The 24,352-nt window shown below is 44.4% G+C and carries 24 protein-coding genes; 9 read left to right on the top strand and 15 right to left on the bottom strand.

The window, feature by feature from the left end; all coding sequences use genetic code 11:
* Window positions 1-373: 373 nt before the first annotated feature.
* Genes ftsX through ftsY form a run of 3 tightly spaced genes read right to left on the bottom strand, consistent with a single transcriptional unit; the run spans window position 374 to window position 3,509 of the window.
* Window positions 374-1,333, bottom strand: coding sequence for a permease-like cell division protein FtsX (gene ftsX, locus LQZ07_RS03440; RefSeq protein WP_152783351.1), 960 nt, complete (start codon window positions 1,331-1,333; stop codon window positions 374-376).
* Window positions 1,333-2,010, bottom strand: coding sequence for a cell division ATP-binding protein FtsE (gene ftsE / locus LQZ07_RS03435; RefSeq protein WP_016402274.1), 678 nt, complete (start codon window positions 2,008-2,010; stop codon window positions 1,333-1,335). Before ftsE ends, ftsX begins: the two co-directional genes overlap by 1 nt.
* Window positions 2,011-2,045: 35 nt before the next feature.
* Entirely contained in the window at window positions 2,046-3,509 is a 1,464-nt protein-coding gene (gene ftsY / locus LQZ07_RS03430; RefSeq protein ID WP_152783349.1) for a signal recognition particle-docking protein FtsY, read from the bottom strand.
* A 104-nt stretch (window positions 3,510-3,613) separates the two neighbouring features.
* Between ftsY and rsmD the strand changes: the two genes are divergently transcribed.
* Genes rsmD through LQZ07_RS03415 form a run of 3 tightly spaced genes read left to right on the top strand, consistent with a single transcriptional unit; the run spans window position 3,614 to window position 5,795 of the window.
* Window positions 3,614-4,228, top strand: coding sequence for a 16S rRNA (guanine(966)-N(2))-methyltransferase RsmD (gene rsmD / locus LQZ07_RS03425; RefSeq protein ID WP_040307299.1), 615 nt, complete (start codon window positions 3,614-3,616; stop codon window positions 4,226-4,228).
* Window positions 4,229-4,239: 11 nt separating this feature from the next.
* Entirely contained in the window at window positions 4,240-4,506 is a 267-nt protein-coding gene (locus LQZ07_RS03420; RefSeq protein WP_152783347.1) for a DUF1145 domain-containing protein, read from the top strand.
* Window positions 4,503-5,795: a BamA/TamA family outer membrane protein gene (locus LQZ07_RS03415; RefSeq protein ID WP_152783345.1), complete on the top strand. Its 1,293-nt coding sequence runs from the start codon at window positions 4,503-4,505 to the stop codon at window positions 5,793-5,795. Before LQZ07_RS03420 ends, LQZ07_RS03415 begins: the two co-directional genes overlap by 4 nt.
* 106 nt (window positions 5,796-5,901) lie before the next feature.
* Here the strand turns inward: LQZ07_RS03415 and LQZ07_RS03410 are convergent, their stop codons facing one another.
* The 7 genes from LQZ07_RS03410 to LQZ07_RS03380 all read right to left on the bottom strand — a co-directional run bounded on the left by LQZ07_RS03410 (window position 5,902) and on the right by LQZ07_RS03380 (window position 11,587).
* Entirely contained in the window at window positions 5,902-6,492 is a 591-nt protein-coding gene (locus LQZ07_RS03410; protein WP_016402279.1) for a YhgN family NAAT transporter, read from the bottom strand.
* 90 nt (window positions 6,493-6,582) lie between these two features.
* The gene (locus tag LQZ07_RS03405) at window positions 6,583-6,993 is read right to left on the bottom strand and encodes a hypothetical protein (protein ID WP_016402280.1); all 411 of its coding nucleotides are present in this window, start codon (window positions 6,991-6,993) and stop codon (window positions 6,583-6,585) included.
* Between the two features lie 8 nt (window positions 6,994-7,001).
* Window positions 7,002-8,186, bottom strand: coding sequence for a hypothetical protein (locus LQZ07_RS03400; protein WP_016402281.1), 1,185 nt, complete (start codon window positions 8,184-8,186; stop codon window positions 7,002-7,004).
* 32 nt (window positions 8,187-8,218) lie between these two features.
* Window positions 8,219-9,838, bottom strand: a complete 1,620-nt coding sequence (locus LQZ07_RS03395; RefSeq protein WP_152783343.1) for a methyl-accepting chemotaxis protein — start codon at window positions 9,836-9,838, stop codon at window positions 8,219-8,221.
* A 341-nt stretch (window positions 9,839-10,179) separates the two neighbouring features.
* Window positions 10,180-10,425, bottom strand: coding sequence for a YecH family metal-binding protein (locus LQZ07_RS03390; protein ID WP_152783341.1), 246 nt, complete (start codon window positions 10,423-10,425; stop codon window positions 10,180-10,182).
* Window positions 10,426-10,495: 70 nt separating this feature from the next.
* Window positions 10,496-11,176: a flagellin gene (locus tag LQZ07_RS03385; protein WP_152783339.1), complete on the bottom strand. Its 681-nt coding sequence runs from the start codon at window positions 11,174-11,176 to the stop codon at window positions 10,496-10,498.
* Window positions 11,177-11,272: 96 nt separating this feature from the next.
* Window positions 11,273-11,587, bottom strand: coding sequence for a DUF2007 domain-containing protein (locus LQZ07_RS03380; RefSeq protein ID WP_152783337.1), 315 nt, complete (start codon window positions 11,585-11,587; stop codon window positions 11,273-11,275).
* Window positions 11,588-12,019: 432 nt separating this feature from the next.
* On the opposite strand from LQZ07_RS03380, the gene LQZ07_RS03375 reads away from it, so the two are divergent.
* Window positions 12,020-13,222, top strand: a complete 1,203-nt coding sequence (locus LQZ07_RS03375; RefSeq protein ID WP_016402286.1) for an ammonium transporter — start codon at window positions 12,020-12,022, stop codon at window positions 13,220-13,222.
* An 84-nt stretch (window positions 13,223-13,306) separates the two neighbouring features.
* On the opposite strand, the gene LQZ07_RS03370 is transcribed toward LQZ07_RS03375, so the two are convergent.
* Together LQZ07_RS03370 and LQZ07_RS03365 are read right to left on the bottom strand one after the other, a co-directional pair.
* On the bottom strand, window positions 13,307-14,812 hold the full coding sequence (locus tag LQZ07_RS03370) for a Ppx/GppA phosphatase family protein (RefSeq protein ID WP_152783335.1): 1,506 nt from the start codon (window positions 14,810-14,812) through the stop codon (window positions 13,307-13,309).
* 53 nt (window positions 14,813-14,865) lie between these two features.
* Window positions 14,866-16,893 (bottom strand): methyl-accepting chemotaxis protein, encoded by a 2,028-nt coding sequence (locus LQZ07_RS03365; protein WP_152783333.1) that lies wholly within the window; start codon window positions 16,891-16,893, stop codon window positions 14,866-14,868.
* A gap of 233 nt (window positions 16,894-17,126) precedes the next feature.
* On the opposite strand from LQZ07_RS03365, the gene LQZ07_RS03360 reads away from it, so the two are divergent.
* The 3 genes from LQZ07_RS03360 (at window position 17,127) to LQZ07_RS03350 (ending at window position 21,044) form a co-directional block, all read left to right on the top strand.
* A complete protein-coding gene (locus LQZ07_RS03360; protein WP_152783331.1) occupies window positions 17,127-18,392 on the top strand; it encodes an esterase-like activity of phytase family protein in 1,266 nt (421 codons plus the stop codon).
* A gap of 152 nt (window positions 18,393-18,544) precedes the next feature.
* Window positions 18,545-19,708, top strand: a complete 1,164-nt coding sequence (locus LQZ07_RS03355; protein WP_194164153.1) for a GGDEF domain-containing protein — start codon at window positions 18,545-18,547, stop codon at window positions 19,706-19,708.
* A gap of 121 nt (window positions 19,709-19,829) precedes the next feature.
* The gene (locus LQZ07_RS03350) at window positions 19,830-21,044 is read left to right on the top strand and encodes a Xaa-Pro peptidase family protein (protein WP_152783327.1); all 1,215 of its coding nucleotides are present in this window, start codon (window positions 19,830-19,832) and stop codon (window positions 21,042-21,044) included.
* Between the two features lie 31 nt (window positions 21,045-21,075).
* Here LQZ07_RS03350 and LQZ07_RS03345 read toward each other — a convergent pair whose 3' ends face one another.
* Together LQZ07_RS03345 and LQZ07_RS03340 are read right to left on the bottom strand one after the other, a co-directional pair.
* Window positions 21,076-21,645 carry an HD-GYP domain-containing protein gene (locus LQZ07_RS03345; RefSeq protein ID WP_152783325.1) on the bottom strand — a complete coding sequence of 190 codons (570 nt, stop codon included), beginning with the start codon at window positions 21,643-21,645 and terminating at the stop codon, window positions 21,076-21,078.
* Window positions 21,646-22,695 (bottom strand): cache domain-containing protein, encoded by a 1,050-nt coding sequence (locus tag LQZ07_RS03340; RefSeq protein WP_152783323.1) that lies wholly within the window; start codon window positions 22,693-22,695, stop codon window positions 21,646-21,648.
* A gap of 153 nt (window positions 22,696-22,848) precedes the next feature.
* Here LQZ07_RS03340 and LQZ07_RS03335 point away from each other — a divergent pair, with 153 nt between their 5' ends.
* Window positions 22,849-23,379 (top strand): NUDIX hydrolase, encoded by a 531-nt coding sequence (locus LQZ07_RS03335; RefSeq protein ID WP_152783321.1) that lies wholly within the window; start codon window positions 22,849-22,851, stop codon window positions 23,377-23,379.
* Here LQZ07_RS03335 and LQZ07_RS03330 read toward each other — a convergent pair.
* Window positions 23,376-23,813, bottom strand: a complete 438-nt coding sequence (locus LQZ07_RS03330; protein ID WP_016402294.1) for a PACE efflux transporter — start codon at window positions 23,811-23,813, stop codon at window positions 23,376-23,378. The genes LQZ07_RS03335 and LQZ07_RS03330 overlap by 4 nt on opposite strands.
* A gap of 97 nt (window positions 23,814-23,910) precedes the next feature.
* On the opposite strand from LQZ07_RS03330, the gene LQZ07_RS03325 reads away from it, so the two are divergent.
* The gene (locus tag LQZ07_RS03325; RefSeq protein WP_016402295.1) at window positions 23,911-24,339 is read left to right on the top strand and encodes a helix-turn-helix transcriptional regulator; all 429 of its coding nucleotides are present in this window, start codon (window positions 23,911-23,913) and stop codon (window positions 24,337-24,339) included.
* Window positions 24,340-24,352: the final 13 nt, after the last annotated feature.

Raw genomic sequence — 24,352 nt, 5'->3', positions numbered from 1 at the left:
AAATATAACAGCTCATTCTTCTTATAAAACATTTTAAAAGTAGAGATTATCACTTTTTATAAATTATATCAGCCACCTAGACGCAACAGTGACAGAAATATCAACATAAAGAAGTACTAACTGCTGTGGAAAGAAGGAAATACAAATACTATGTATATAGTCACAGTGCCTTTACTCACTAAAAGATAGAAACGTTAAGGGTAATTAGATTTTTCAGGAGAGTTGCGTAGGCGCACTGAGTAACCAAAGATAAGGATAATGCAGGGCGATCTATCTTTTGGCTTCACTAAGCTTTGGTCGTTAAAGCTTATGACGTCGCCGAGAGGCGAAAGGCAATAAAGCAGACAAGTGCAATGCTTGCCTGCACACGGCACTAGCTCGGCTCTATCTGCTTAATATGGCGATTTACCGAGAACCACGATGCGCCTAAACCCAGCAAAGTTGCAAATAAGATTAACCAGCCAAACTCTTGAATGCTTAGACCCGAGAGGTAAATGTCTTGTTGGTACAACAGCCCTATTTGTTGCAAGGCGTATTCAGTCCAGATAAGCAGAATATTACACAATACCCAAGCCATTAAGCCGCCTACAATGCCAAACCAAAATCCGGTATATAAAAACGGCCGTTGAATAAAGGCGTCGGTAGCGCCGACCAATTTCATAACTTCTATTTCGTTACGACGATTAAGAATGTTTAATCGCAGGGTATTACTTACAATTAAGGCCACCGCGGTGAGCAACAATATAATCAGCAGCCAAGCGGCTTGCTGCAGCATGCTTACAATAGTGTCTAAACGTTGTAGCCATTCAACATCTAAACGGCCTTCTTCAACCAAGCTATGCTCTTGCAAACTGTCGAGTAAGGTTTTTGCAGCGCTAGCGGAGCTGTACTCGGCACTTGGCAGCACCAGTAATACATCGGGCAAGGGGTTTTCTGGTAGTAACGCGAGTACGTCTTCAAAGCCGCTGTTGGCTTGAAACTCAGCCAAACCCTGTTGCTTGGTAACCAGCTCTACCGCGGCTACTTGCTGCATGCTGGATATATTTTTTTGCAATAAATCGCGCTGTTGCTCGGTAACGTTTTGTTTTAGAAACAAACTAATTTGAGCGTCACTTTTCCAGTAGGCAGTAAGCTGCTGCACATTTTTGGTGGCCAAATAAAAGCTTGCTGGCAAAGCCAAACAAACGCCGATTACCGCTAAAGTAAGCATTGAGCTAGCAGGGGTGCGCCAAAGCTCGCCTAAGCTGGCAATGCATTGCTGTAGATGGCGTACCCAAAACATCATAAAGCGTACCGGAAACGCGACTTTCACCTGCGGTTTAGCGCCAGCCATTACTGCACCTCCTCTGCTTGAGAGGCATTAAGCAACTGACCATTTTGGAGAATAAGTCGCTGATAGTGCATTTTAGCGATTAGGCTTAAATCGTGACTTGCGATAAGCACCGCAACACCCACGCGGTTGAACTCTTCGAATAAGCGGAAAATCTCTAAAGACAGTGCTGGGTCTAAGTTACCGGTTGGCTCATCGGCGATCAAAATGGCAGGTTTGTTAACTACAGCGCGTGCAATCCCCACTCGTTGCTGCTCACCACCAGAGAGAATAACCGGGGTGCAGTTGGCTTTGTCTAACAGCCCCACTTTATCGAGGGCAGCGGCCACGCGGCGTTTAATGTTACCCATGCTATAGCCTTCAATGACTAAAGGCAGAGCAACATTGTCGAATACCGTGCGGTCCATTAGCAGTTTGTGGTCTTGAAAAATCACGCCCATTTGACGGCGAAGATAAGGGATCTTTCGATGAGTAATGCGACTAATATCGTCGCCATTTACCCATACTTTACCGTCGCTGGGGCGCTCCATGGCGGTGATAAGCTTGAGCAAGGTACTTTTTCCTGCGCCAGAGTGGCCGGTTAAAAAAGCCATTTTTCCCTGTTCTAGTTGAAACGAGACTTTTTGTAAGGCTCGCTGACTACCTGGATAAATTTTACTTACTTGCTCAAACCGGATCATTCCTAGACCTTTTTTACTGTTTAGGCAGCGTTTAACTACGCCTCTTCACTCTCTTCGCTGCTAAATAGCGCATCAACAAAGGGTTGTGACTCAAACTCGCGTAAATCATCAATGCCTTCACCCACACCAATATAACGAATAGGCAAAGCAAACTTGTCGGCTAAGGCAAAAATCACCCCACCTTTAGCGGTGCCATCTAACTTGGTAAGTGTTAAACCCGTTAAGCCCACTGCTTGGTTAAATAAGTTAGCTTGGCTAATGGCATTTTGGCCAGTGCTGGCATCAATAGTTAACATAATTTCATGAGGAGCGGCATCGTCGAGCTTTTTCATTACTCGTACAATTTTCTTCAACTCTTCCATTAGATGCGCTTTATTTTGCAAGCGACCTGCTGTATCGGCAATCAATACATCTACATTTCGTGACTTAGCTGCTTGAAAAGCATCGAAAATTACCGAAGCACTGTCGGCGCCAGTGTGTTGTGCAATTACCGGGATCTGGTTACGCTCACCCCACACTTGCAGCTGCTCTACCGCAGCGGCGCGGAAGGTATCACCCGCGGCCAACATCACCGATTTACCCTGACTTTGATATTGCTTGGCAAGCTTACCGATGGTGGTGGTTTTACCCACACCATTAACCCCAACCATTAAAATAACAAACGGTCCGTCACTACTATCTAAATCTAAAGGCGCTTCAACTTGATTAAGCATGCTAGCCATATCGAGTTTTAGTTGCTGGTATAAGGCTTCACCATCTTGTAGGTCACTACGTTTAACGTGACTGGTGAGGTTTTCGATAATCTTTAAAGTGGTATCAACGCCAACATCCGCCACCAATAACTGTTCTTCTAATTCTTCAAACAGCTCATCGTCGATCTTTCGCCCTTTAAAGAGAGAAAAGAAACCCCAACCAAAATTCTTACGGGTACGCCTTAAGCCTGCACGCAAACGGGCAAACAAACCCATTTTTTTCACTGGCTCAGCAGCTTGCGACGCTGCGGCTAGCTCGGCTTCTTGTTCAGCCTGCGCCGCTAGTTCGGCCTCTTGTGCTGCTTGGGCTTCACGTTCTGCTTGGGCTTCGCGTTCGGCTTGGGCTTCACGTTCTGCTTGAGCTTCGCGTTCTGCTTGAGCTTCACGTTCTGCTTGAGCTTCACGTTCTGCTTGAGCTTCACGTTCTGCTTGAGCTTCACGTTCTGCTTGCGCTTCACGTTCTGCTTGGGCTTCACGTTCTGCTTGGGCTTCACGTTCTGCTTGGGCTTCGCGCTCTGCTTGGGCTTCACGTTCTGCTTGGGCTTCGCGTTCTGCTTGAGCTTCACGCTCTGCTTGAGCTTCGCGTTCTGCTTGAGCTTCACGTTCTGCTTGAGCTTCACGTTCTGCTTGCGCGTCTAACTCAGCTTGCTGAGTATCTTGTTGTTCTGCGGCGGGATCGCTTGATTGTTGTTGCTCGTCATCTTTTTTTCGGCCAAACCAAGAAAATAGGCCTTTCTTTTTTGCCATTACTGCAAAACCTTTTTTACCAGTAAACGACGTTGGCTGTTACAATGCCAACGTCCAATCAATATTGCTCGGATATTATCACAGTTTCTCAATGGTCTAAGTAAATGGCACGGCTTTCCTCAAGAAAACATTCAAATCAAAGTAACAAATCTAATAATGGCAGTGGCCAGGTACGCATAATTGCTGGTCAATGGCGCGGGCGAAAGCTCAAGGTGCTGAATAGCCAAGGCTTACGCCCTACTACCGACCGAGTTAAAGAAACCGTATTTAACTGGTTAAGCCCCTATTTGCACAACAGCCATTGCTTAGATCTTTTTGCTGGAAGTGGCAGCTTAGGTTTTGAGGCCTTGTCGCGTTTTGCTAGTTTTACCACCTTTGTAGAGAAAGATGCGCAAGCCGCTAAGCAGCTTAAGGCCAATTTACAAGTATTAGAACTTAGCAGCGAGCAAGCAAAGCTAATAAACCAAGATGCCTTGCAATGGCTAAAGCAAACACCAAGCGAAGCCTACGACATTGTATTTATTGACCCGCCGTTTCGTTGCGAGCTACTAGCACCAAGCTGCGCAATGCTAAATGACAATGGCTGGTTGAAGCCCGACGCGCTGGTTTATCTTGAATTTGAGAACGAAGCCAACGAGCCCCAATTACCTGCAAACTGGCACTGCATAAAAGAAAAACAAGCAGGCCAAGTAAGCTACCGTTTATACCAACTAACTTAAGAGCCTTATTTATGTTTATTAAAATTGGCAAACTGTTTATGGCTACCATGTGGTTAGCGATGCTACTCAGCCCAATTATTTTTGTTCCACCATACAATTGGATATTGCCGCTGGTGGGTGGTTTTTTGTTATTGCTGCACGGCGTTCAACTGTTATCCATTCGCGGCACTTTGCTTGAAGCCGGCGCGTTGAAGAAAGGTGATAATCTACAGATTTTGTTCTTTGGCTTTTTTGCTATGTGGCAAATTCATAAACGTATGACTGGGAAAGACTCTTGATTACACGCCAGTTACTATTGGCGAGCATTTGCTTTGTAAGTCTGCCTAGTTGGGCGATGAGCGTTACTGTCATTGATGATGCTAAACATCGACGCAGCGGAGCTTGGACCCAAGTATTACCCTATGCCTATTACACCGAAAACCTCCAGTGGGGCGTGGGTATTGGCGTTGGCGCGGCAGGGCATATTCAGCCCAGCTCTAGCATGGTGGCAACGGCGACAGTAACCAGTAACGATAGCTGGATGGGCTTTTTGTATAGCGGTGACTATCAAATGCCTTTTGCTGACCGGATCTTTTTTGATACCACTTTGTATCAAACTAATTTTACTCGCGATCCGCAATATATTAACGGTAATTCGGATTACCCAGGAGAGCGAGCAGGTAGCAATGATTCAAGCCAAGAGAACCGTGTTTATACCCACAGTAAAGGCCAAGAGTATCGCTTTAGATTTCGCTATTTACTGCCTCTAGGTCACGGTAAAAACTCAGCAGTTCACACTTTTAGAGTAAACCGCGGTGAAGTAATGGAAGGTTATGAAGCGGGCGCGAAAGAGTGGAACCCACTCACCAGCGGCCGCACCATTATTCAACTTGAACCTTTTTATTGGAAAAAAGACGTTGGTGAATATAACCAACTGCAAGATTCTAATACCTCGGCGGGCCTTACCTTAGAACTTGAGTACGATAATCGTAACTACCATCAAAACCCAACTGCAGGTAGCCGACAGCGTTTAAATGTAAGCCGTGATTGGGGCGATAGCGAGCGACCTTCGTGGACTATGTGGGAGCTTTCGGCCTCTAAATATATCAGTTTGCCAAAAACCTCTTGGGCACAAAGCCAAGTTTTAGCGTTTGGTTTTGCCACCTCTGATACCCCCACTTGGAACCACAGTTCTTACAACAATGGCGAACAGCAATTTCACCGCCCTGCGTGGTTTGCTGGTTCTCGTTTAGGGGGAATGGACAGGCTTAAAGGCTATGAAACTGCCCGTTATCACGATCGTTCGATGATCTATTATTCGGCAGAATACCGCTTCACACCCAACTGGAACCCACTTCCCAAAGTGCCAGTTGTAAATTGGTTTAACGTACCTGCTTGGTACTGGGTCGCCTTTGTTGAAATTGGCCGAGTGGCTGATGAATACAACTTGGCAACCTTACACCAAGATATGAAATACAGCGTAGGCGGCAGTCTTAGAGTAATGATGGAAGGTGTTGTACTACGCGGTGATTTTGCTACCAGCGGCGATGACACCATTTTTCGTTTAGGTATAAATCACCCTTACTAGGATCTGTTAATCTGTCGCGGTTAATTTTGCTCTAGAGTTCAATAAGCTTTAATACACTTGCGGATTACCAGTTTAAAGTTGGAATCCGCAAGGCTAGCCATTCTGCTTATAGTGATTGCCAATAATCGGCTATTCCATCAAGGAACATTTGCACCGCAAGCATAATAAGCAACATGCCCATTAAACGCTCCATGGCTTTTAAACCTTTCTCACCCAGCAGTTTTAAAAGCACCCCACTAAATAAGAAGATCACTACGCTAATGCCCCAAGCAATGAGTAGCGCCAAAGACCAATCTAGCATCCGGCTGCCATCTTGATTTGCCAGCAGCATTAACGATGCAAGTACCGAAGGTCCGGCAATCATTGGGATTGCCATCGGCACTAAAAAGGGCTCTTCACCTGCAGCAAGACCAGCAACACCACCGGGCTGAGGGAAAATCATCTTCAAGGCAATAAGGAATAAAATTATCCCGCCAGCAAGGCTTACCGCTTCTTGTCGAAGATTTAAGAAACCGAGGATTTGCTCGCCAGCAAACAAAAAGGCAAACATAACAGTAAGGGCAAACACCAGCTCTCGTAGCAAAACGATTCGCCGACGTTTTGGGTCAAGATGTTTGACCATGCTAAGGAACACAGGAAGGTTTCCTAGCGGATCCATAATCAAAAACAACATCACTGCTGCTGATAACATATCCATTGGTTAACTCACTAAATAACGACTATTTTGTCTAAGAAATAAAAAAGAGCCAGAGCATAACACCCTGACTCTTTTATAGCTTAGCTTTATTTACGGTTTATAAACGACTTTTACTGCATCAGTTACATCCGCCTCGTCAACATAAGCTACAGCAGCGGCATTGCCAGCAACTTCTGATACAGCAACTGACGGAGAAGCAGCCGTTTTAGGCGGCTTAGCTTTACCAGTGAAGATTAACTTTGACCAATAAGCTTGAAGCTGGGCTTCACTTTTACCGGTTGCAGCATCGTGAAAGCTAGCACGTAATGCGTCGCCTTCTTTATATTCAATCACCACTGGTGGTGTGCCATTAGGTAGTTTTTTAAGCTTACCTAAAAACAGCTTTTTCACTTCTGCTTTTGATAAAGCATCAGGGCCCGCAGGGTTTGCAATCACTACCGGAGCAGCCAAGCTACTTAGACTAAATACGCTCAAAGACAGAGCCAATAATAGTTTTTTCATGACTCCTCCTAAAATACGCCATCAAATACGATACTGTAAACTGTAGTGCTATCTTCGGTTGCACCAGCCACTTTGCTTTCAAGCAAGCCGTTAGTATCACCAAAGCCATTCACTAAAGTAGCGTCAAACTTCACTGCTAGATTAGACAGTAAGTCGTAGCGTAAGCCTAAAGAATAAGAGGTACGCTTGCCGTCATAAATGTACGACGTTGGTAGCAAACCTGGCGAACCACTCAAACAATCGGAAACACAAACGAATTTGCCATCTCGCTCATCATCATCTTGAGTTTTCATCCCAGCAACCGTGCCATAAGGCATGGCTTTACCAAAGCGGTAGCCCAAGGTTAGGTAACCAGAGTCAACATCAGAGTATTCACCTTCTACTGTTGCACGAGTCACCTCTGACACAACAAGCAAGGAGCCGTTATCGTAGCTAAAACCTGCACCTAAGAAGTCCGATTTGTTTTTATCGGCCAATACCTGGGCATCGGGTTGATTGCTTGGGTCAACGGTAATTTTAGTTACGCCGTAAACAGCCCGAACGGTGAAATCGTCGATAGCCCAAGTAAGGTTAGCTCCTAAGATGTCATCGTAGTTTGTGCCATCTTCTTCCGACTGTCCCCAAAAACCCTGTACCGTTAGGGTTGAGTTATCAAACTCAAAGTCGTAGCTACCATCAACACCAACAAAAGAGTTAAATGGCACAAAACCATATACTTCTTCTGGTGGACGAGCCCACGGCTGAGCGTAACCCACTTCTAGATAATCAGAATACATGTACATAGGTAAGCGAAGTTTACCGCCACGCACTGTAATGTAGTTATCAAAAGTATGCTTTAAGTAAGCCCATTCAACATCTGGGCTAAAGTCATCTTCACCACGTGCCACTAACTGCACCGTTACACTGGTACTGTCAGCTAAAGCAAAGTCACCCTGTAGGCCCACCAAAGTAAGATTATTAAAATCGTACTCGTCGGTAGAACCGGCATAGCCTAGGTTATTGTTAGCTTGATTGATGCCCACGCTGTAGAAACCGTTAAAGCTGATTCTATCAAAGGCATTATCCTGATTTTGTTCTCTTAGAACCTGCACCTCTTGCTCGAGATCATTTACTCGTTGCTCGAGAGCTTCGTCTGCCATTACTGCGCCACTCAATAAGCATATTGGTAACGCCTGCCACGCCCTTAAATCCATGGGGCATCTCCTTTCTTTTATAGTTTTTTTATTTACACTTTAAATTGGCTAATAACGTCACTTAATCGCTGAGTTACTTGCCTTACATCCTCGCTAACGTTGTCTATTTCGCTAGAACTTTTTGCCACCGCGAGAGATATTTGTTGAATGTCATTCACGCTGTTGTGAATAACATCTGAAGTTTTAGTTTGCTCTTCTGTTGCTGTTGCAATTTGCTCGTTCACAGCATGAATGGATTCCACCTTACCGGTGATATCCATTAGTGATTTACCCGCTTGAGCAGATTGCTCAACACTTAAACCGGCTTGTTCAATACCGCGGTTCATAGCTTCAACAGCCGATCCAGAGCCTTTTTGTAGCTCTTCTAATACTTGTTGAATTTCTTGAGTAGAGTCTTGGGTGCGGGAGGCCAGGGTGCGAACTTCATCAGCTACTACCGCGAAACCACGCCCTTGCTCGCCGGCGCGTGCTGCTTCAATAGCGGCATTCAAGGCTAGCAAATTGGTTTGCTCTGCAATGCCTCGAATCGCATCTAAAATCACACCTACATTGCTGGTATAAGATTCAAGCTGATTAATCGCTTGAGCCGTACCGTTCACTTCTTCAGCTAAATCGTTAATTACTGAGATGGTATTTTCTACAACTTGGTTGCCTTCTTGCGCGGAACTGTTAGCAGAAGACGCTTCTTGAGAAGCTTGCGAGGCAAAATCAGCAATATGGTGCACACTAGCGGTCATTTCTTGAATTGCCGCACTTACTGCATCTACCGAGTGATTTTGAGACTCGATACTACTCGCAGTATGTTTACTGGTTTCCATTAAGCGAGTAGACACATCTTGAAGGGCTTGCACGGTTTCGGTGGTTGTAGCAATGCTAATTTGCATCTTACTAATAAACTGATTAAACCAATGTACTAGGGTAGCTATTTCATCTTTACCGTCGTAGTCAACACGAACCGTAAGGTCCCCTTCACCTTCGGCGATTTCACGCAATGATGAAGTCACTTGGGCAATCGAGTTAACAATACTGCGAGTGGTCATAATGCCAACGAAGATAACCACTACAATGGTGGCCACGCCCAAAATAATACCAGTGGTAACCGCAGACTGAGAGCTAGCAATAGTGCCATCTATGGTTTCGTTAAAGGCTTTTTCGGTGTTTACCCGCAAACTCGCCAAGCCTTGAGTCAGCTCTTGCAGTACAGCGGCAGAACGCTCAGCTTTGGCAGGTAAAGTGGCGAAGTCGGCACTGCCATCCACCAAGCTCATGGCAATGCCTCTAGCTTGACCATAATATTTATTTTGCAGGCTTTGCAATTTCTCTACGTCTTGCCTAGCGCTAGGCAGAATTGTAATTAGCTCATTTAGCTTATCGTTTAACAGCTGATTTTGTTCATCAGCCGCATCTAATGATTCTTCTTCACCAGTGGTTACTGCAGTTTGTAGTAGTTGGTCTACGTTATATAGGGTGTTTTGCGCAACCGTTGCGGTGTCTAAGGCTGGGAAGTACTGGTCTCTAATTTGTTCAATATTGAACTGGCTTTGTTGCTGAACTTGCATGTTGTTTACCAAGTAGATTGCAAACCCAACAACAGCAATTGCCGCCAAGATCCCAACCTTATGGCTTATTTTTAGACGTCTAGCCAAATCCATTTATACCACTCCATGTAAATACAAGTATCGATAACTTATGTATCGGCACCATCAACTGAATGTTTAAATAACTTCTCTGTTGTTAAGTAAATCCAAAACAATTAAAACATATGTTTAAATATTGTTATAAATCTTATTAGATTAAACCACTTATTCCGTTCCGACTAAAAGCCTAGGTGCATAAGAAATTATAGATGTTTATTCCAGATAAGATGGGGAAACAGCAAAGAAAGATGAATTAAACACTATAAGAGTGATAAATAGCAAGTAATATCAGTTATAACTAAATTATTAGTCGTTTATATATGAAAAGGGCCTGAAATGGCCCTTATAAGGCAGGTTTATTTGTGAGAACAGATCTTTGATTCAGCAGTAGTAAAGCCTTGTTTTGCTTCGATGAACTTGCCACGATCTGCTAAGAACACGATCAATTGCTGGGCGTTCATGCCTTTTTGACGACAAGTATGGTACTCACTGTCTTCACCAAATGTTTCTTTCATTAACGCCTCTAGAGACGCAGAAGTGAAACTACCACCTTGCTCTAACATCAACTGCATCACTTGATGCCCGTGAATCGACTGACTCATTATTACCTCCATTAAAAAACGGCGTTCACTTTACCAGTGCCACGCCGTTTGTTTGTTGCGTTAGAACAAGCTAGATAAGCTTCTCAATGTTCTTGGAGGCCAATTGTTGTTGGTAAGACTGAATAGAGCTTTGCAACAAGGCATCGTTTTGTGCTTGTTGCGACGTTGATTGCGCATAGTTGGTATCTAATATGCGCGAACGCGCTGCGCTTTGTGCCTCGATGGCAGCTTGGGTAGAGCGATAAGCAGACTCAGCCGCATTACTAGAAGCACCTAGTTCCGCTTGATTGGCATCGGTAGTTTGCTGGGCCCCCTGCAACGCTGCTTGAGCTGTGGCAGGATCGTTAAGGTCAACATTATCTACGCCAAGATCGGAGGCGTTGGGAATCGCGGCAGTGTTGGCATCAACTTGAGCTTGCAAAGCGGCAATATCGTCAGAGTTATAAATACCATTACCACTTTGTACAACCAAAGCTTGGTTCTGCTGCAATAGCTCAGTAGTACCCTGTAGTTGAGCAGATTCAATATTGTTGAGGCTAACTTGGTTTTGATAGATATTGGCGTAAGCTTCTTGCTCGCTAATACCAGTGGTTAAGCGATTAGAAATCTGTAAGCCTGCAGGATCATCTGCCGCTGTATTAATACGCTTACCAGAAGCAAGTTTTTCATCTTGTTCTTCTTGGCGTTTCTTCGCTTGGTCCATATAAAAATCGGACGGAGAAACGGAGCTTGAAACCTGATTGATAGCCATTGGATATCCTCAACAAAACATTTACTAGAGCAGCCATCCTAGCTGTATACTTTTTAAGCATACCACTAAGTGCCCAAAATCGCATCTTTTTGAACGCTATTTTGTGCTTTTTTCTTGCTCGCAAGACCAGCAATAATCGAAGCTTCCGGGATTAATTTCTTGGCACTTATTGCAGGTCCACTCTGCAACACTATTTACTTCGTAGTCCTTAACCGCTTGCTTGGCTTTGTCCCATTGGGCTAACTCTACCATTAATGTAACTTGTACAACGTCCATAGGGAGCTCACCAGCTGCCGCCATGGCATACTCACCATCTACTCGGCTCTCAATGCCCATTTTACTTAACATCCCTTGCAGCAATCGCGCTTCTACAAAATTGGCGGCTCGATAAAACTCATGCCATTGGCTCATTTATTCTCCTTAATAGCTGCTACTAATGCTCAGTATAGGTGAGTTGCTTGTAGTATTGCTTGCTAACACAAAAACTTAGGCATTAACCCTTTTTAAATAGACCTAGTGAGCGGGCATATTAGCTCAGCACCCTAACGTTTTTATTGACTAAACCTCTGCTTAAAAAGGCTCGCTTAATTCTATGATGAGCCGCAACTACCCAGCACCAAAATATAGCGATACCGCACCAATTTAGAACATACCGTATGTAGATCACATAAAATACCGCACCACTTTAGAGCTAAAACTTGTAAATCCATTGTTATCATCAAGTTAAAACCCTTTCATTGCATCAACTTAGTGCTTAGTTAAGAAATTTATTCTACAAAAGGCCTGAAAATTGCTTCTTTTTGGCGCAAACCATATTAAAGAAACAATTAGGGAGATTTTTTAATGGATAATATTAGTGACGCTATCGACGTATTGTCGCAAAGCGCAAACACTTTATTCATTCTGCTAGGTGCCATTATGGTTCTAGCCATGCATGCTGGCTTTGCCTTTTTAGAAGTAGGCACAGTTCGCCATAAAAACCAAGTAAACGCCTTAGTTAAAATTATCACCGATTTCGCATTTTCTGGTGTGGCTTACTTCGTTATTGGTTACTACTTGGCTTACGGTAGCCACTTTTTTAATAGTGCAGAAGTACTTGCTGAAGGAAACGGCTACGAGCTGGTGAAGTTTTTCTTCTTACTTACCTTTGCTGCCGCTATTCCAGCCATTGTTTCAGGCGGTATCGCAGAGCGTGGTAAGTTCTATCCATTCTTAATTGCTTCTTCATTGATTGTTGGTTTGGTATACCCGATTTTCGAAGGCATTATTTGGAACGGTAACTTCGGCTTCCAAGATTGGTTAGAAGCGCAATTTGGCGCAGCCTTCCATGATTTTGCAGGCTCGGTAGTTGTACACGCAATGGGCGGTTGGTTAGCACTGGTTGCGATTAAAGTTCTTGGCGCACGTAAAGGCAGAAAGCCAGGCGTGGCATTTGCACCCTCTAACATCCCATTCTTAGCTTTAGGTGCTTGGGTACTTACCGTTGGCTGGTTCGGCTTTAACGTTATGTCGGCCCAAACCATGGACGGCATCAGCGGCTTAGTAGCGGTTAATACCTTAATGGCAATGGTTGGCGGAACGATTGTTGCGCTAGTTGTAGGCCGTAATGACCCTGGTTTTGTTCACAATGGTCCTTTAGCTGGCTTAGTTGCTGTTTGTGCAGGTTCAGACTTAATGCATCCTATTGGCGCCTTAGTAACGGGTGGCGTAGCTGGTGCATTATTTGTTTGGGTATTCACCTGGTTACAACAACGCTCTGACTTAGACGATGTATTAGGTGTTTGGCCACTTCACGGTTTGTGTGGTGTTTGGGGTGGTGTTGCCGCAGGTATCTTCGGTAGCCAAGCATTAGGCGGTTTAGGGGGCGTATCGCTAATCAGCCAAATCATCGGTAGCCTTGCAGGTGTTGCTGTAGCGCTAATCGGTGGTGTGATTGTTTACGGCATTGTAGATAAAGTTGCAGGCTTGCGTCTTTCTGAAGAAGACGAATTCCACGGCGCTGACTTAGCGATTCACAAAATTAGCGCAACCAACAAAGACCGCTAATAAAAAAGCCCGCACAGTTGTGCGGGCTTTCAATACTTGAAATGCAGTTCTGGTGAAGCTCACCATTGAACTGCATTTTGCTTTTTAGAGCTCAATAATATCTAACTTATAATCTATCTGACTCAAGTATTGCTGCTCATTTTCTAAATCTGCGCGGGTTAAAGGATTATTCTGCAGCCAAGTTTGATCCAACAGTAAACTCATTTGCTGCCCAGCAGCTCTAAACTGTAGTTCCGGCAGTGTTTGACGACGTTTGCCACGATTGAAGATGACTGACAAACGAATGATCAAACACGCCTTAAGCAAGTCTACGTTTTCCATAGGAAACTGTTTAACTGGGATGCGCTTACGATGCGCTAAAACTAAGGCAGCCAACTGTTGTTGCTCGATGCGAGAGAAGCCAGCAAGATCCACATGTTCCACAATATAAGCACCGTGTTTATGATAATCACTGTGTGCTACATCTAGGCCCACTAAAAATAGTTGCGAAGCCCAATTTAACAGCTTGGTGGTTTCTACTTCATCCAACGACCAGGTTTCTGCCACTTGGTTTAACAATAACTGACATGTGCTATCGACTCGGCCACTAAACTGGCTGTCTACGTGGTAACGCTCAGCTAGCTTTTGCACACTAGCTGGACGAATATCACTGTGTTCTAAACGGCCTTTTAGCTCATACAATAAACCTTCACGTAAGGCCGATTCAGCGGCATGCATAGTATCAATGTTAAGTGCTTGGAATAAGGCTTGTAAGACGACAACGCCTCCTAAAAACACCGGCTGACGTTCTAGTGAAAGACCTTTTAGCGGCAAGTTACATTCGCCTGCTTCAAGGTAGCGTTCAATAATAGCGTCTAGGCCTTTGAGCTGAATTTCACCATCACAAAATTGGTTTTCTAAGCAAACTTTCGCCACAGCTTTAATGGTGCCAGAAGCACCTAAACACTCATTCCAAGCATGTTCCAAGAAATCATCGGCCACAGGCAACAATTGCTGTGAACAATAGACACTGGCTTTTAATAAGCGGTTTTTGGTCACTCGGCCATTTTTAAAGAAACGTTTAGTGATAGATACACAGCCCATATCTAAGCTTTCTTTAAGCTTTAGATCCATGCCTTCACCAAGGGTGACTTCGGTGCTACCACCGCCAATGTCGATGACCATACGCGGGCCATTGGTTGGCGCCATATAGTGAGCAACACCTAGGTAGATTAAACGGGCTTCTTCTTCACCGGAGATAACTTCTACTGGATGGCCAAGGCGTTGCTCGGCAGCTTGCAGGAACACATTGGAATCAATAATGCTACGTAGGGTCTTGGTGCCAACAACTCTAACGCTGCCAGGTTTAAACTCGCGAAGACGCTCACCAAAACGCTCTAAACAAGCTTGAGCGCGATTCCAAGCAGCTGCGTCGAGGCTGCCATCATCTTGCAAGCCCCAACCCAAACGCACCATTTCTTTCACTTTATCGCGAACTTTAAGTTCGCCGTCTTCCCAGTCAGCAATAATTAAATGAAAACTATTGCTGCCTAAATCCAGAGCAGCCAACTGTTGAGTTTTGGGACTCAACAAACGCGATAAATTGAACATAAACTAACCTCAGCGAATCACTCGCAAAAGACCGAGCCAAAAGGCTCTCTAATTTACTTCAATATAAAACGTTTTAACATAGTTTCTATATCATTTACCTGTTGTTGTAGCGCTTGGCTAGATTGAGCAACTCGCTCTATTTGCTCAAAATTATCTTCTGCTACCTCGGCAATCACATTCACATTACGCGTTACTTCGCTTGCAACATGATGTTGCTCTTGAGCGGCCACACTAATTTGATCGGTCATCTCGCGCATTTGGCTCATGTCGGTGCGAATTGTCATGATCGCTTCACGAGATTTCTCGGCCAGATCTTTTGACTGACTCATTTGTTCGCGACTAGCAGCCATTGCATCAAATACTTGGGTTGATTCGCGTTGCAAGGTAGTAATCATTGCCCGCACTGACTCGGTGCTTTTGGTGGTTTGGCTAGCCAAGCTGCGCACTTCATCGGCAACCACCGCAAAACCTCTACCTTGCTCACCGGCACGTGCCGCTTCAATGGCCGCATTTAAGGCTAGCAGGTTGGTTTTCTCGGCAATACCATCGATCACTTCGATAATAGAACCAATTTGTTTACTGGCGTCAGCTAGCTTATCCACTTGGCCAGAAGTACTCTGCAAGGCATCATCTAAACTATCGATCATTTCGATATTTTGATTCATTACCTGCTGGCCTTGATCAATGTTGTTCTCAACAGACATCGACAACTCGCGGCTACTTTCGGTGTTTGAAGCCACTTCTTTAATTGCAGATTCCATTTCAGTAACAGCAGTCGCTACGCTGCTCAGTTCTGCGGTTTGCTTATCAAGCTTGGTTTTTACCACGCTTGAAGCTTCGTTATTTTTAACCGATACATCGCTAAGTTGGTGAGCTGCACTTTGAATTTGGCTAAACACCTCACGAGCTTGTTCAATCATTCGGTTAATGGCTGCCACCAACACCGCAAATTCACCAGAGTATTTACCATTCATGCTTTGGCTATAGTCACCCTCAGCCAATCGTAGAATGTGAGATTGGGTATGCTCTAGCGGTTTACGAATCAAACTCGCTAACCAGTAAGCAACGGCAATAGCAAAAATAATCACCAAAGGCACAACAATCGCGGTGATTGAGCGCGCATTAAGAATTAAACTTCGGCCCTGCTCGCTGGCCACCTCACTTTGCTGGTTAGCTAAATCAACAATCTTAGTAACGGTAGAATCTAAACCAGAAAGCTGACGGTTAATTTCCACAGTTTGGATAGCGATATTAGCAATGGTTTCTTGGCTATCTACATAGCGCTCTACAATGCCGCTTGGGTCATTCACTTGACGGTTAAACTCAGCAACCAAATCAGCGACTTGAGGGTCTGCCAAGCCTTCTACTTCATCAATTAATGAAGAAAAGTCATCGTTAAATACACGGTTGTTATATTGAATCTTCTTAACCAAATCGGCGATTTTTTGCGGGTCGCGAGTATTCACCATGTTTGATAATAAAAACTCCATCAAACCAAAACGGTCCATGACCATGGTGAGAATATCTTCAATATAAGAATCTTCAGCAGCTGCAGGGCTAGCCACTTTAGTCACAATTCTTTTCAAATCAGACAAGCGAAATAGAAACTGACTCAAATCGTCACGTACTTTTTCGTCTTGCTGCAGGTAAGTATTTTGTAATTGAGCTAATCGCTCACCTTGCGAGGCCAAGGTGTTTTCTACATTGCTAACATCATTTAAATACTGCGAAAGCCCATTAATATTAAACTTTTGGGCATGAGCTTCTAACTCTGCCACATGACTTTCTAGGTCATTTAATGATTCATCGGCTTGGCTATTAATGCTTTGCAACTCATCTAAGTTGCTGGCATTTTCCAAACTTAACAGCAAGATACCCGCTCGAAGCGCTTGGCTGCCTACTTGGTTTGCAAGCAACTGGGTTCTTGCACTGTTGTCAGTAAGTGTATTGAAACTTGAATTGATTTGCTGAGCCAGCAAAAAAGCGGCACCACCGCCCATCGCTATCACCAAAGTGAGAACGGCAAACCCTATATATAAACGATGAACAACCGAGATCTGATTGATACTTTTTCCCAACATGCCTTGCTACCTTTTCCCAAAAGCTCGCTAATTCCCGTACTAGTAAGACTAGTAAGGATTTTGTTGATTATCTTTTTTAGTCGTTATTGTGCGATGTTCCGCACACCCAAAAACTGTAAGCCATTATTAATTTTGGCTTTTTAGCTCATTGTTCGTGCAAAAAAATGCGTAATAAAAGATTAACCTGATGTTTGTATTATTTTTTTATAAAACATCATAGCAAGGAAGCAAACATGAGCCCACGGCTGATTCTCCCCCTCTCTCTACTCTTGTTAACTAGCCCGCAAATATTAGCTAAAGATGAAGCATCTTCAGCAGCTTTGCCCTATCAAGTGTTAACAAGCATGGAAAACGGCACCGAAATCCGCAATGGTGGATACGGATCTGCCATGACCGCCCATCCGCATTTGGCCGACCACTTTTATGCCCTTACCGATCGTGGCCCCAATGCCAAATACCAAGGGCCAGAAGGCAAAGGCAAGATCTTTCCAGCACCGGAGTACACACCACGCATTGGTTTATTTAGTTTTTCCAACGGTGAGGTAAACCAAGTAAAGGAAATTTTGTTGAAGGACCCAAATGGCAAACTAATTTCTGGTTTACCAAACCCCAAAGGCATGGGCGATACCGGTGAAGTAGCTTACGCTAACGACAAGTCGGTACTAAAAGCCGATCCTTTTGGTTTAGATAGTGAAGGCTTAGTTGCCTTAAAAGATGGCAGCTTTTGGGTGAGTGATGAATACGGTCCGCATATTGTTCATTACAGTGCCACTGGTGTAGAACTGGAGCGTATTAATCCCTTTGGCACCGGAACTGGCGGCAGAAAGCTACCTGCGGTATTGGCGAATCGTCGTGCTAATCGCGGAATGGAAGGCTTGGCAATTAGCCCTGACGAGAAAGTATTGTTTGGCATTATGCAGTCGACACTTTACAACCCAAGTAAAAAAGCCATCAGCAACAAAAACCTCACTCGCATCGTGAGTTTTGATATTACTAGTGGTAAAACTAAGCAATACCTTTACCAGCAAGAAGCAAATAACCTTTCTAACTCAGAAATTGTCGCCTTAAACCAGCAACAGTTTTTGGTCATAGAACGTGATGGTGGATTTGCCGGTGCTAGTGGCAAAAAACAGGCGAAATACAAATGTATTTATCAAATAGACTTAAGCCAAGCCACCGATGTAAGTGGCGATGTAGATGCCGAGCTAGGATTAACCTTTGCAGGGAAAACCCTCGAGCAAATGAGCTGGCAAGAACTCGCACAACAAGGGATTAAGCCAGTAACAAAAACCTTGGTGAATGATCTATTGGTAGATTTGCCCAGCCCCTACCCTCACGACAAACTTGAAGGCTTGTGGCTACGCGCCGACAATCAGCTAGCGGTACTTAATGATGATGATTTTGCTGTAGCGGCTAAAGGCGAGCATGTTATCCAAAAGATACTACCGGCTAATCAAACTATCGATCGCAATACCTTATATCTATTAAAAAGCCGATAGGCCAAAGCACCCAGAGTATTTTTATAGTGCTCTGGGTTCCTTATCTTTAATGCTGGTTTTTTAGCCGAACAGCACCTTCTTCAGAACATTCAATTTGTATAAATAAAACAGCCATCTACACTATGGGTGTAGCAGAAAGGAATCGCTCGTTAATGGTTGTTGATGGACTCACCTATTTTATTTTAACCACTTTAGTCACCGTGGTGTCTGCAGTGGTGCTCACCCTTATTCGGGTATTTCATGGGCAAAAAACCGCGCTAGATTGTTGGATTATGGCCTCCTACACTCAAGTGTGTGCCTTGCTGGTTGTGCTACTTTCCAGACAACCCTCGGCCACGGAGTTGTTGTTACAAAATACCTTATTTGCTGGGTCATTCCTGCTTATCGTTGCGGGTCATCACCATTACTTAAAGCAGCGCTTTAACCGCAACTTTCTGTCGATAGGGCTGTTATTGTATTGCGCACTGATGTTTTATTTCATCTCGATCGAGCCTTCTAGCCAATCTCGTATAACCTTATTCTCCAGCACCCTTGCACTTTGTTGTTTCTACTGCGCCTATCTGTATTTTCGCTATTGGCGTCAGCAACACAATCATGCCTTGTGGTTGGTCATTGGCTTGTACTTATTCTTTGGTACTTGTTTACTGCTCAGGGTTTACATCACCATGCAACATACGCCGCAAAACCAGGGTTTATTGCTTGGCGTGCCTACCTTGCTTTCGTTAGCCATATTCGCCGGAAACGCACTGCAAACTTACGTGTTCTACTTTTTACTGCATTGGCGGCAAATCATTCAATTAGAACAGCTCGCCAATTACGATATCACCGGTGCTATGCGTCGCAGCTACTTTTTAAAACAACTAGAAAAAATGACTAAACGCGCGCAGTTTTCTGGTGGTGAAATTAGCGTAGTGTTTATCGATTTAGACCGCTTTAAAAGCATTAACGATGACTACGGTCACGACAACGGCGACTTAGCCTTAATGCACTTTTCAGAGATAGCCCTAGACAACCTGCGTGTCGGCGATTTATTTGGTCGCTTTGGTGGCGAGGAGTTTGTAATAGCGCTGAACGGAGCCAACGCGCAGCAAGCCAATGCATTAGCAAACCGGATCCGCATTCAACTCAATCAGCAAGCGCTAAAAACCAGCAAGGGTAAGCTCTACATGAGTGCCAGCTTTGGCGTAGCGTCAAACTTAAAAACTCAAGATTTATCCAAACTTATTAAACAAGCCGATGAAGCAATGTACCAAGCCAAACGCCAAGGCGGAAACAAGGTCAAGGTGTACGCTCTAAATGAAAGCACCAGCAGTTAGTTGAAATATTTCACTACTTTAGCTTACCAATTCCACTTTACCCGCTAAGCATTTCGCCATACTCTTTAGCAAAACCTAGATAGTGCGACTATCTTAGCTAATCATGTAACAAGGAAAAATAATGACCATAGGGGTAGGTGGCAGTTCAGCCAGCGAACAGTTGGCTGCATTAAGCAACATGTGTAGCGACATAAGTGGAATTAGTAAGGCCGAATACCAACAACGCCAGCAACGAGCATGTGAGTTAATGCAGCAACAAGGCATAAGCGCTATTTACTTAAACGCCGGCACTAACTTGTACTATTTCACTGGATTAAAATGGAGTGCCAGCGAGCGTATGGTAGGAGCTTTGTTGAGTGCCGATGGTCAACTGCACTATATTGCTCCGTATTTTGAGCAAGACTCTTTAAACGACTTCATGCTTGTTGATGCACCCTTCCATGGCTGGCATGAACACCAAAGCCCTTATCAGTTGTTTTCAACGCTATGTTCAGATCTAAAACTAAGCGGCACCATTGCAGTCGACCCCAGTGCAGCGTTCTTTTTGGTAGACGGTCTGATTAAAGCAAACCCTGAGTTAAATTTTGTAAACGGTGATGTAGTCACTCAAGCTTGTCGCGCCATAAAATCAGCCGCCGAGATTGCCTTATTGCAACGAGCCAAAGACATGACCTTGGCGGTACAAAAAGCTGCGGCTAAAATTTTGCGCCCTGGCATTAGCACTAGCGAAGTGACCGAGTTTATCCACCAAGCCCACCAAAAGGTAGGCGCTAGCGGATCGTCTTTTTGTATTGTGTTGTTTGGCCTAGCCAGCTCATTTCCACATGGCGTAAAAGAGCCGCAAATCTTGCAAGAAAATGATTGGGTACTCATTGATACCGGCTGCCTATTGCACGGTTATAACTCAGACATAACCCGCAGCTACGCTTACGGTGAAGCGACTGAACAACAACGTAAAGCTTGGCAAAGCGAACATAAAGCGCAACAGGTCGCTTTTAATGCGGCGCAATTAGATGCTAGCTGCGCCAGTGTAGATGCTGCAGCTCGCCAATCGCTAGAAGCAGATGGCTATGGGCCAGAATATGCTTTACCTGGCTTACCACATCGCACAGGGCACGGTTGTGGCCTAGACATTCACGAAGGGCCTTATTTAGTAGCAGGCGATGAAACCCTGTTAGCCCCTGGCATGGTGTTTAGTAACGAGCCGATGTTGGTGATCCCCGAACACTTTGGCGTTCGCTTAGAAGATCATTTTTATATTGGCGAGTCAGGGCCAGTTTGGTTCACCCAACCAAGCCCAAGCATAGATGACCCTTTTGGCTACCAAACAGCTTAAATAGCGCTACCGATAAACCAAGCAGCTTACCTTAGCCACTTTTAGTTTTTGGGCTAGGGTGGCTGTTACGAAAATCAGCCTCCAAAAAATTAAACATTTTAACTAGGTAGGGGTCAAAAGCTTTCCCGCTCAAGTCGTTAATAATTTCCTTCGACTTCTCAAAGGAAAAAGCCGGTTTATAGGGTCGCTCCGACATTAAGGCATCAAAACAATCCACTAAACTAACGATTCTTGCCTCAATCGGAATCTCTTCACCAGCAATTTTTTGCGGGTAGCCTTGCCCATCCCAGCGCTCGTGGTGACCGCGAACAATGTTTTCGGCTACCGGACTTAACTCAAATTCTCTTAATAGTTGATAGCCATTATCCACGTGTTGCTTCATCACTTCCCACTCTTGCGCATCAAGCTTGCCCGGTTTGCCAAGAATCGCGTCGGGAGTAGAAATTTTGCCAATGTCATGCAAAGAGGCAAATTGATGAATATCCTCTACTAGCTGCTTATCTAAACCAACATGCTCCGCCATAAGCCGAGAATAATCGGCCACCCGTTGCACATGGCTACCGGTTACCGCGTCGTCATTCTCATGCAAGCGCTCTAACATTTAGGTTACCCCTTCTAGCACCTTATGCATTTTGGCTTTTTGCAGGCGTTCTTCTATCCGGTTTTGCAGATGTTGGTAGGAATAGCATCCAGCCAAGCACACCAAGCTCGCCACAAGCAAAGCGGCCCACCATTGGTAACTCTTTGTTAACACGCCAAAATTAGAGATAGGCTGGGTTAAATGTGGTAAATAATTATGTTGGTAAGCCACAATAAGTTGTGCGCCCATCATTACCGGCTGAACGGGGCTATCTAGGTTTATTTCTGCGGCTAAACTATCGTCGAAATAAACCCGCTGGTGGGCCAAGCGCTGAACTTGAGATTCAATGAAAAGATCGTCACAACTCAACTCTGCACAATATAAACTCGCCGAATTTGGGTGGGCCAAAAACTGCTGGCGCTCATCTACAATGTAAAACCTTAGCTGCTCGGGTAACAAGCTAGCTAACTGTCTAAGCTCTTGTTTCACATCGTAATTAAACATCAAACTACCTAGATATTGGCCGCTATCTAAATGCCTTATCTTTTGCGCAATGCGCATCACCGGTCTATAAGGCCGCTCAATCACCCCATAATCAACGTTTAAATCCACCGGAGACAAGTAGCTATTGCCAATAGCAGTGCTACTTAATTGCTTAAAATAGTAGCGCTGAGATTTATCCTGAAGCTCTATATTGCTTAAACGCACTGGCACACCTGCGCGATTCACCAGCTTGAATACCTCTTGCCCTTCGGGGTTAAACAAACGCGTTTGCACCACGGTTGATTTACTTTGCATTAGCTTGCTAAGCAACTCCGCGACAACCTCATAGTTGCCACTATCTAACGCTTTGGGCACCATCGAAAGTTCGGCAAAGTATTCTAGCTCTTGGCGGTGTTGCGTTTCGGTATGCTTAATTAAGGCAGCAACGGCGGCAGCGCGCTTAGCGACACTGCTGGAAAGCTGATTCACTGCAGCGTTATGTTGGCTCAGCAAGCTCATGCTGGTTAAGCCCATAACGACCCCAATAAATAAGGCACTGGCAATAAGATAAAGACTTAAGCGAGACATAATATTCCCTCCTACAACTCTTTAAACTATGGTTAATTTTTATACAAATCACCAGCAATTGATAAATTTATATTTAATTTTTCAGGTTTTTTACAAATACAATTAATTGCCGCTGCAGTAAGCTAAGTTTTTTGGCGCTAAAAGGATCCCGCTATGCAACAGCAAAGCCTACTAAAATGGCATTGTTTTGAGGTAACTCGCGAGCAACAACGTCTGCCTAATCAACAGCAAAATACCATCACCACACTTCGCCACCCTGGTGCAGTGGTAGTGCTAGCGATTAATGATGCGGGCAACATTGTTATGGAGCGCCAGTATCGCACTGCCATTCAAGACTGGTTGGTAGAACTCCCTGCTGGCACCATAGAGGCCGATGAACAAAGCGAGAATGGAATACTAGCCTGTGCTAAACGCGAGCTGCAGGAAGAAGTTAATTTAGTCGCCGAGCAATGGCACAGCCTTGGTAAACTATATCCGGCGCCGGGCTTTTGTGACGAGATACAGTATTTGTTTTTGGCCAAGCAGCTTTCGCATCAAGCAGGTCAATGCGACGAAGATGAGTTTATTGAAGTATTTGAAATGAGCAGTGCAGAGTTTGAAAAAGGCATCGTTAATGGAACCATCAACGATGCCAAAACCATTGCTTGTTATAGCCGTGCTAAGCTTGCGGGTTTACTCGACTAAACGCTGGTAAGCAGTTTACTGGCTTTGTTAATTGGAAATAACTTGTCATACGCAAGGTTATAAAAGTATGCAAAAAACAAGTAATAGATGATCATGGCTGCATCCATAATCAGCGCATCTAGCAAACTAACATTTAGCCACCAAGCCATTACTGGAATAGTGATAACTAACAAACCTAACTCAAAACCAAAGGCATGAAATATGCGCTGCTTTTGGCTTTTATCGCTATGCCCTTGGCGTTTAAATAAAAAATTATCAAACCAGCGATTGTAGAAATAGTTCCACGCTGTAGCGATAACCGAAAAAAACAAACCCATCGCGCCAGAATGCATTGGGTCTACCCCAAACAGCACAGCCAATAAAGGCATAGCTCCTAATAGGCCAACTAACTCAAAACCTACGGCATGGCGAATTCTATCGGATGTTTGTCTCATGCTTATCTCCAGTTCGATTCAATAAAGCTATTTTATCGGTATACGATTCCCTATACTGGAACAGAATGCATCGTATTTTCCGCAAACAGGGAAAGCTATGGACAACTCTGATCTAGACAGCATCGCCACTGGCAGTTTTGAATTTAAAGATATAAACGAGCGCGAGTATCGCTTTATGCAAATCGACCGCATCGAGTCATTGCTGGCCTATTGCAAACTTAACCGTAACCAACTGGCCAAGCTAAGCGGCATTTCGAAAAGTGCCCTTTACAACAAGCTAGATAAAGACGGCAACGCTAACTTTAGCCAAATTGAGTTATTTAAAATTGCCAAAGCGTTAGATCTGAGTGTGGTGTACTTATTACCGCTATCTCAACATGAGCGTGATTTAGTTAAAGGGCCACCAATTCCAGCCAGCAGCCTACGCTTTGTTGACGATATGCTGGGCGCGCGGCGCGACGATATAGAGTTTTTACACGGCGTGCACAAGCTATTTAAGGAATACATTCAACAACGGAAAAACTAGCCAATTGTGAAAT

Source organism: Agarivorans sp. B2Z047, from assembly GCF_023373605.1.
Classification (GTDB): Bacteria; Pseudomonadota; Gammaproteobacteria; order Enterobacterales; family Celerinatantimonadaceae; genus Agarivorans; species Agarivorans albus.
Note: the sequence above shows the minus strand (reverse complement) of the source record. Positions and strands in the feature narration are given on the sequence as shown.

What these genes read in the sequence shown, in the direction of transcription:
- LQZ07_RS03345 (WP_152783325.1), bottom strand. Translation starts at nt 21,645, where the DNA reads ATGTTAGAGCGCTTGCATGAGAATGACGACGCGGTAACCGGTAGCCAT.
- ftsY (WP_152783349.1), bottom strand. Translation starts at nt 3,509, where the DNA reads ATGGCAAAAAAGAAAGGCCTATTTTCTTGGTTTGGCCGAAAAAAAGAT.
- LQZ07_RS03330 (WP_016402294.1), bottom strand. Translation starts at nt 23,813, where the DNA reads ATGAGACAAACATCCGATAGAATTCGCCATGCCGTAGGTTTTGAGTTA.
- LQZ07_RS03365 (WP_152783333.1), bottom strand. Translation starts at nt 16,893, where the DNA reads ATGTTGGGAAAAAGTATCAATCAGATCTCGGTTGTTCATCGTTTATAT.
- LQZ07_RS03350 (WP_152783327.1), top strand. Translation starts at nt 19,830, where the DNA reads ATGACCATAGGGGTAGGTGGCAGTTCAGCCAGCGAACAGTTGGCTGCA.
- LQZ07_RS03335 (WP_152783321.1), top strand. Translation starts at nt 22,849, where the DNA reads ATGCAACAGCAAAGCCTACTAAAATGGCATTGTTTTGAGGTAACTCGC.
- LQZ07_RS03385 (WP_152783339.1), bottom strand. Translation starts at nt 11,176, where the DNA reads ATGGCTATCAATCAGGTTTCAAGCTCCGTTTCTCCGTCCGATTTTTAT.
- LQZ07_RS03420 (WP_152783347.1), top strand. Translation starts at nt 4,240, where the DNA reads ATGTTTATTAAAATTGGCAAACTGTTTATGGCTACCATGTGGTTAGCG.
- LQZ07_RS03355 (WP_194164153.1), top strand. Translation starts at nt 18,545, where the DNA reads ATGGTTGTTGATGGACTCACCTATTTTATTTTAACCACTTTAGTCACC.
- LQZ07_RS03405 (WP_016402280.1), bottom strand. Translation starts at nt 6,993, where the DNA reads ATGAAAAAACTATTATTGGCTCTGTCTTTGAGCGTATTTAGTCTAAGT.
- ftsE (WP_016402274.1), bottom strand. Translation starts at nt 2,010, where the DNA reads ATGATCCGGTTTGAGCAAGTAAGTAAAATTTATCCAGGTAGTCAGCGA.
- LQZ07_RS03410 (WP_016402279.1), bottom strand. Translation starts at nt 6,492, where the DNA reads ATGGATATGTTATCAGCAGCAGTGATGTTGTTTTTGATTATGGATCCG.
- LQZ07_RS03340 (WP_152783323.1), bottom strand. Translation starts at nt 22,695, where the DNA reads ATGTCTCGCTTAAGTCTTTATCTTATTGCCAGTGCCTTATTTATTGGG.
- rsmD (WP_040307299.1), top strand. Translation starts at nt 3,614, where the DNA reads ATGGCACGGCTTTCCTCAAGAAAACATTCAAATCAAAGTAACAAATCT.
- LQZ07_RS03400 (WP_016402281.1), bottom strand. Translation starts at nt 8,186, where the DNA reads ATGGATTTAAGGGCGTGGCAGGCGTTACCAATATGCTTATTGAGTGGC.
- LQZ07_RS03395 (WP_152783343.1), bottom strand. Translation starts at nt 9,838, where the DNA reads ATGGATTTGGCTAGACGTCTAAAAATAAGCCATAAGGTTGGGATCTTG.
- ftsX (WP_152783351.1), bottom strand. Translation starts at nt 1,333, where the DNA reads ATGGCTGGCGCTAAACCGCAGGTGAAAGTCGCGTTTCCGGTACGCTTT.
- LQZ07_RS03325 (WP_016402295.1), top strand. Translation starts at nt 23,911, where the DNA reads ATGGACAACTCTGATCTAGACAGCATCGCCACTGGCAGTTTTGAATTT.
- LQZ07_RS03370 (WP_152783335.1), bottom strand. Translation starts at nt 14,812, where the DNA reads ATGTTCAATTTATCGCGTTTGTTGAGTCCCAAAACTCAACAGTTGGCT.
- LQZ07_RS03380 (WP_152783337.1), bottom strand. Translation starts at nt 11,587, where the DNA reads ATGAGCCAATGGCATGAGTTTTATCGAGCCGCCAATTTTGTAGAAGCG.
- LQZ07_RS03390 (WP_152783341.1), bottom strand. Translation starts at nt 10,425, where the DNA reads ATGAGTCAGTCGATTCACGGGCATCAAGTGATGCAGTTGATGTTAGAG.
- LQZ07_RS03375 (WP_016402286.1), top strand. Translation starts at nt 12,020, where the DNA reads ATGGATAATATTAGTGACGCTATCGACGTATTGTCGCAAAGCGCAAAC.
- LQZ07_RS03360 (WP_152783331.1), top strand. Translation starts at nt 17,127, where the DNA reads ATGAGCCCACGGCTGATTCTCCCCCTCTCTCTACTCTTGTTAACTAGC.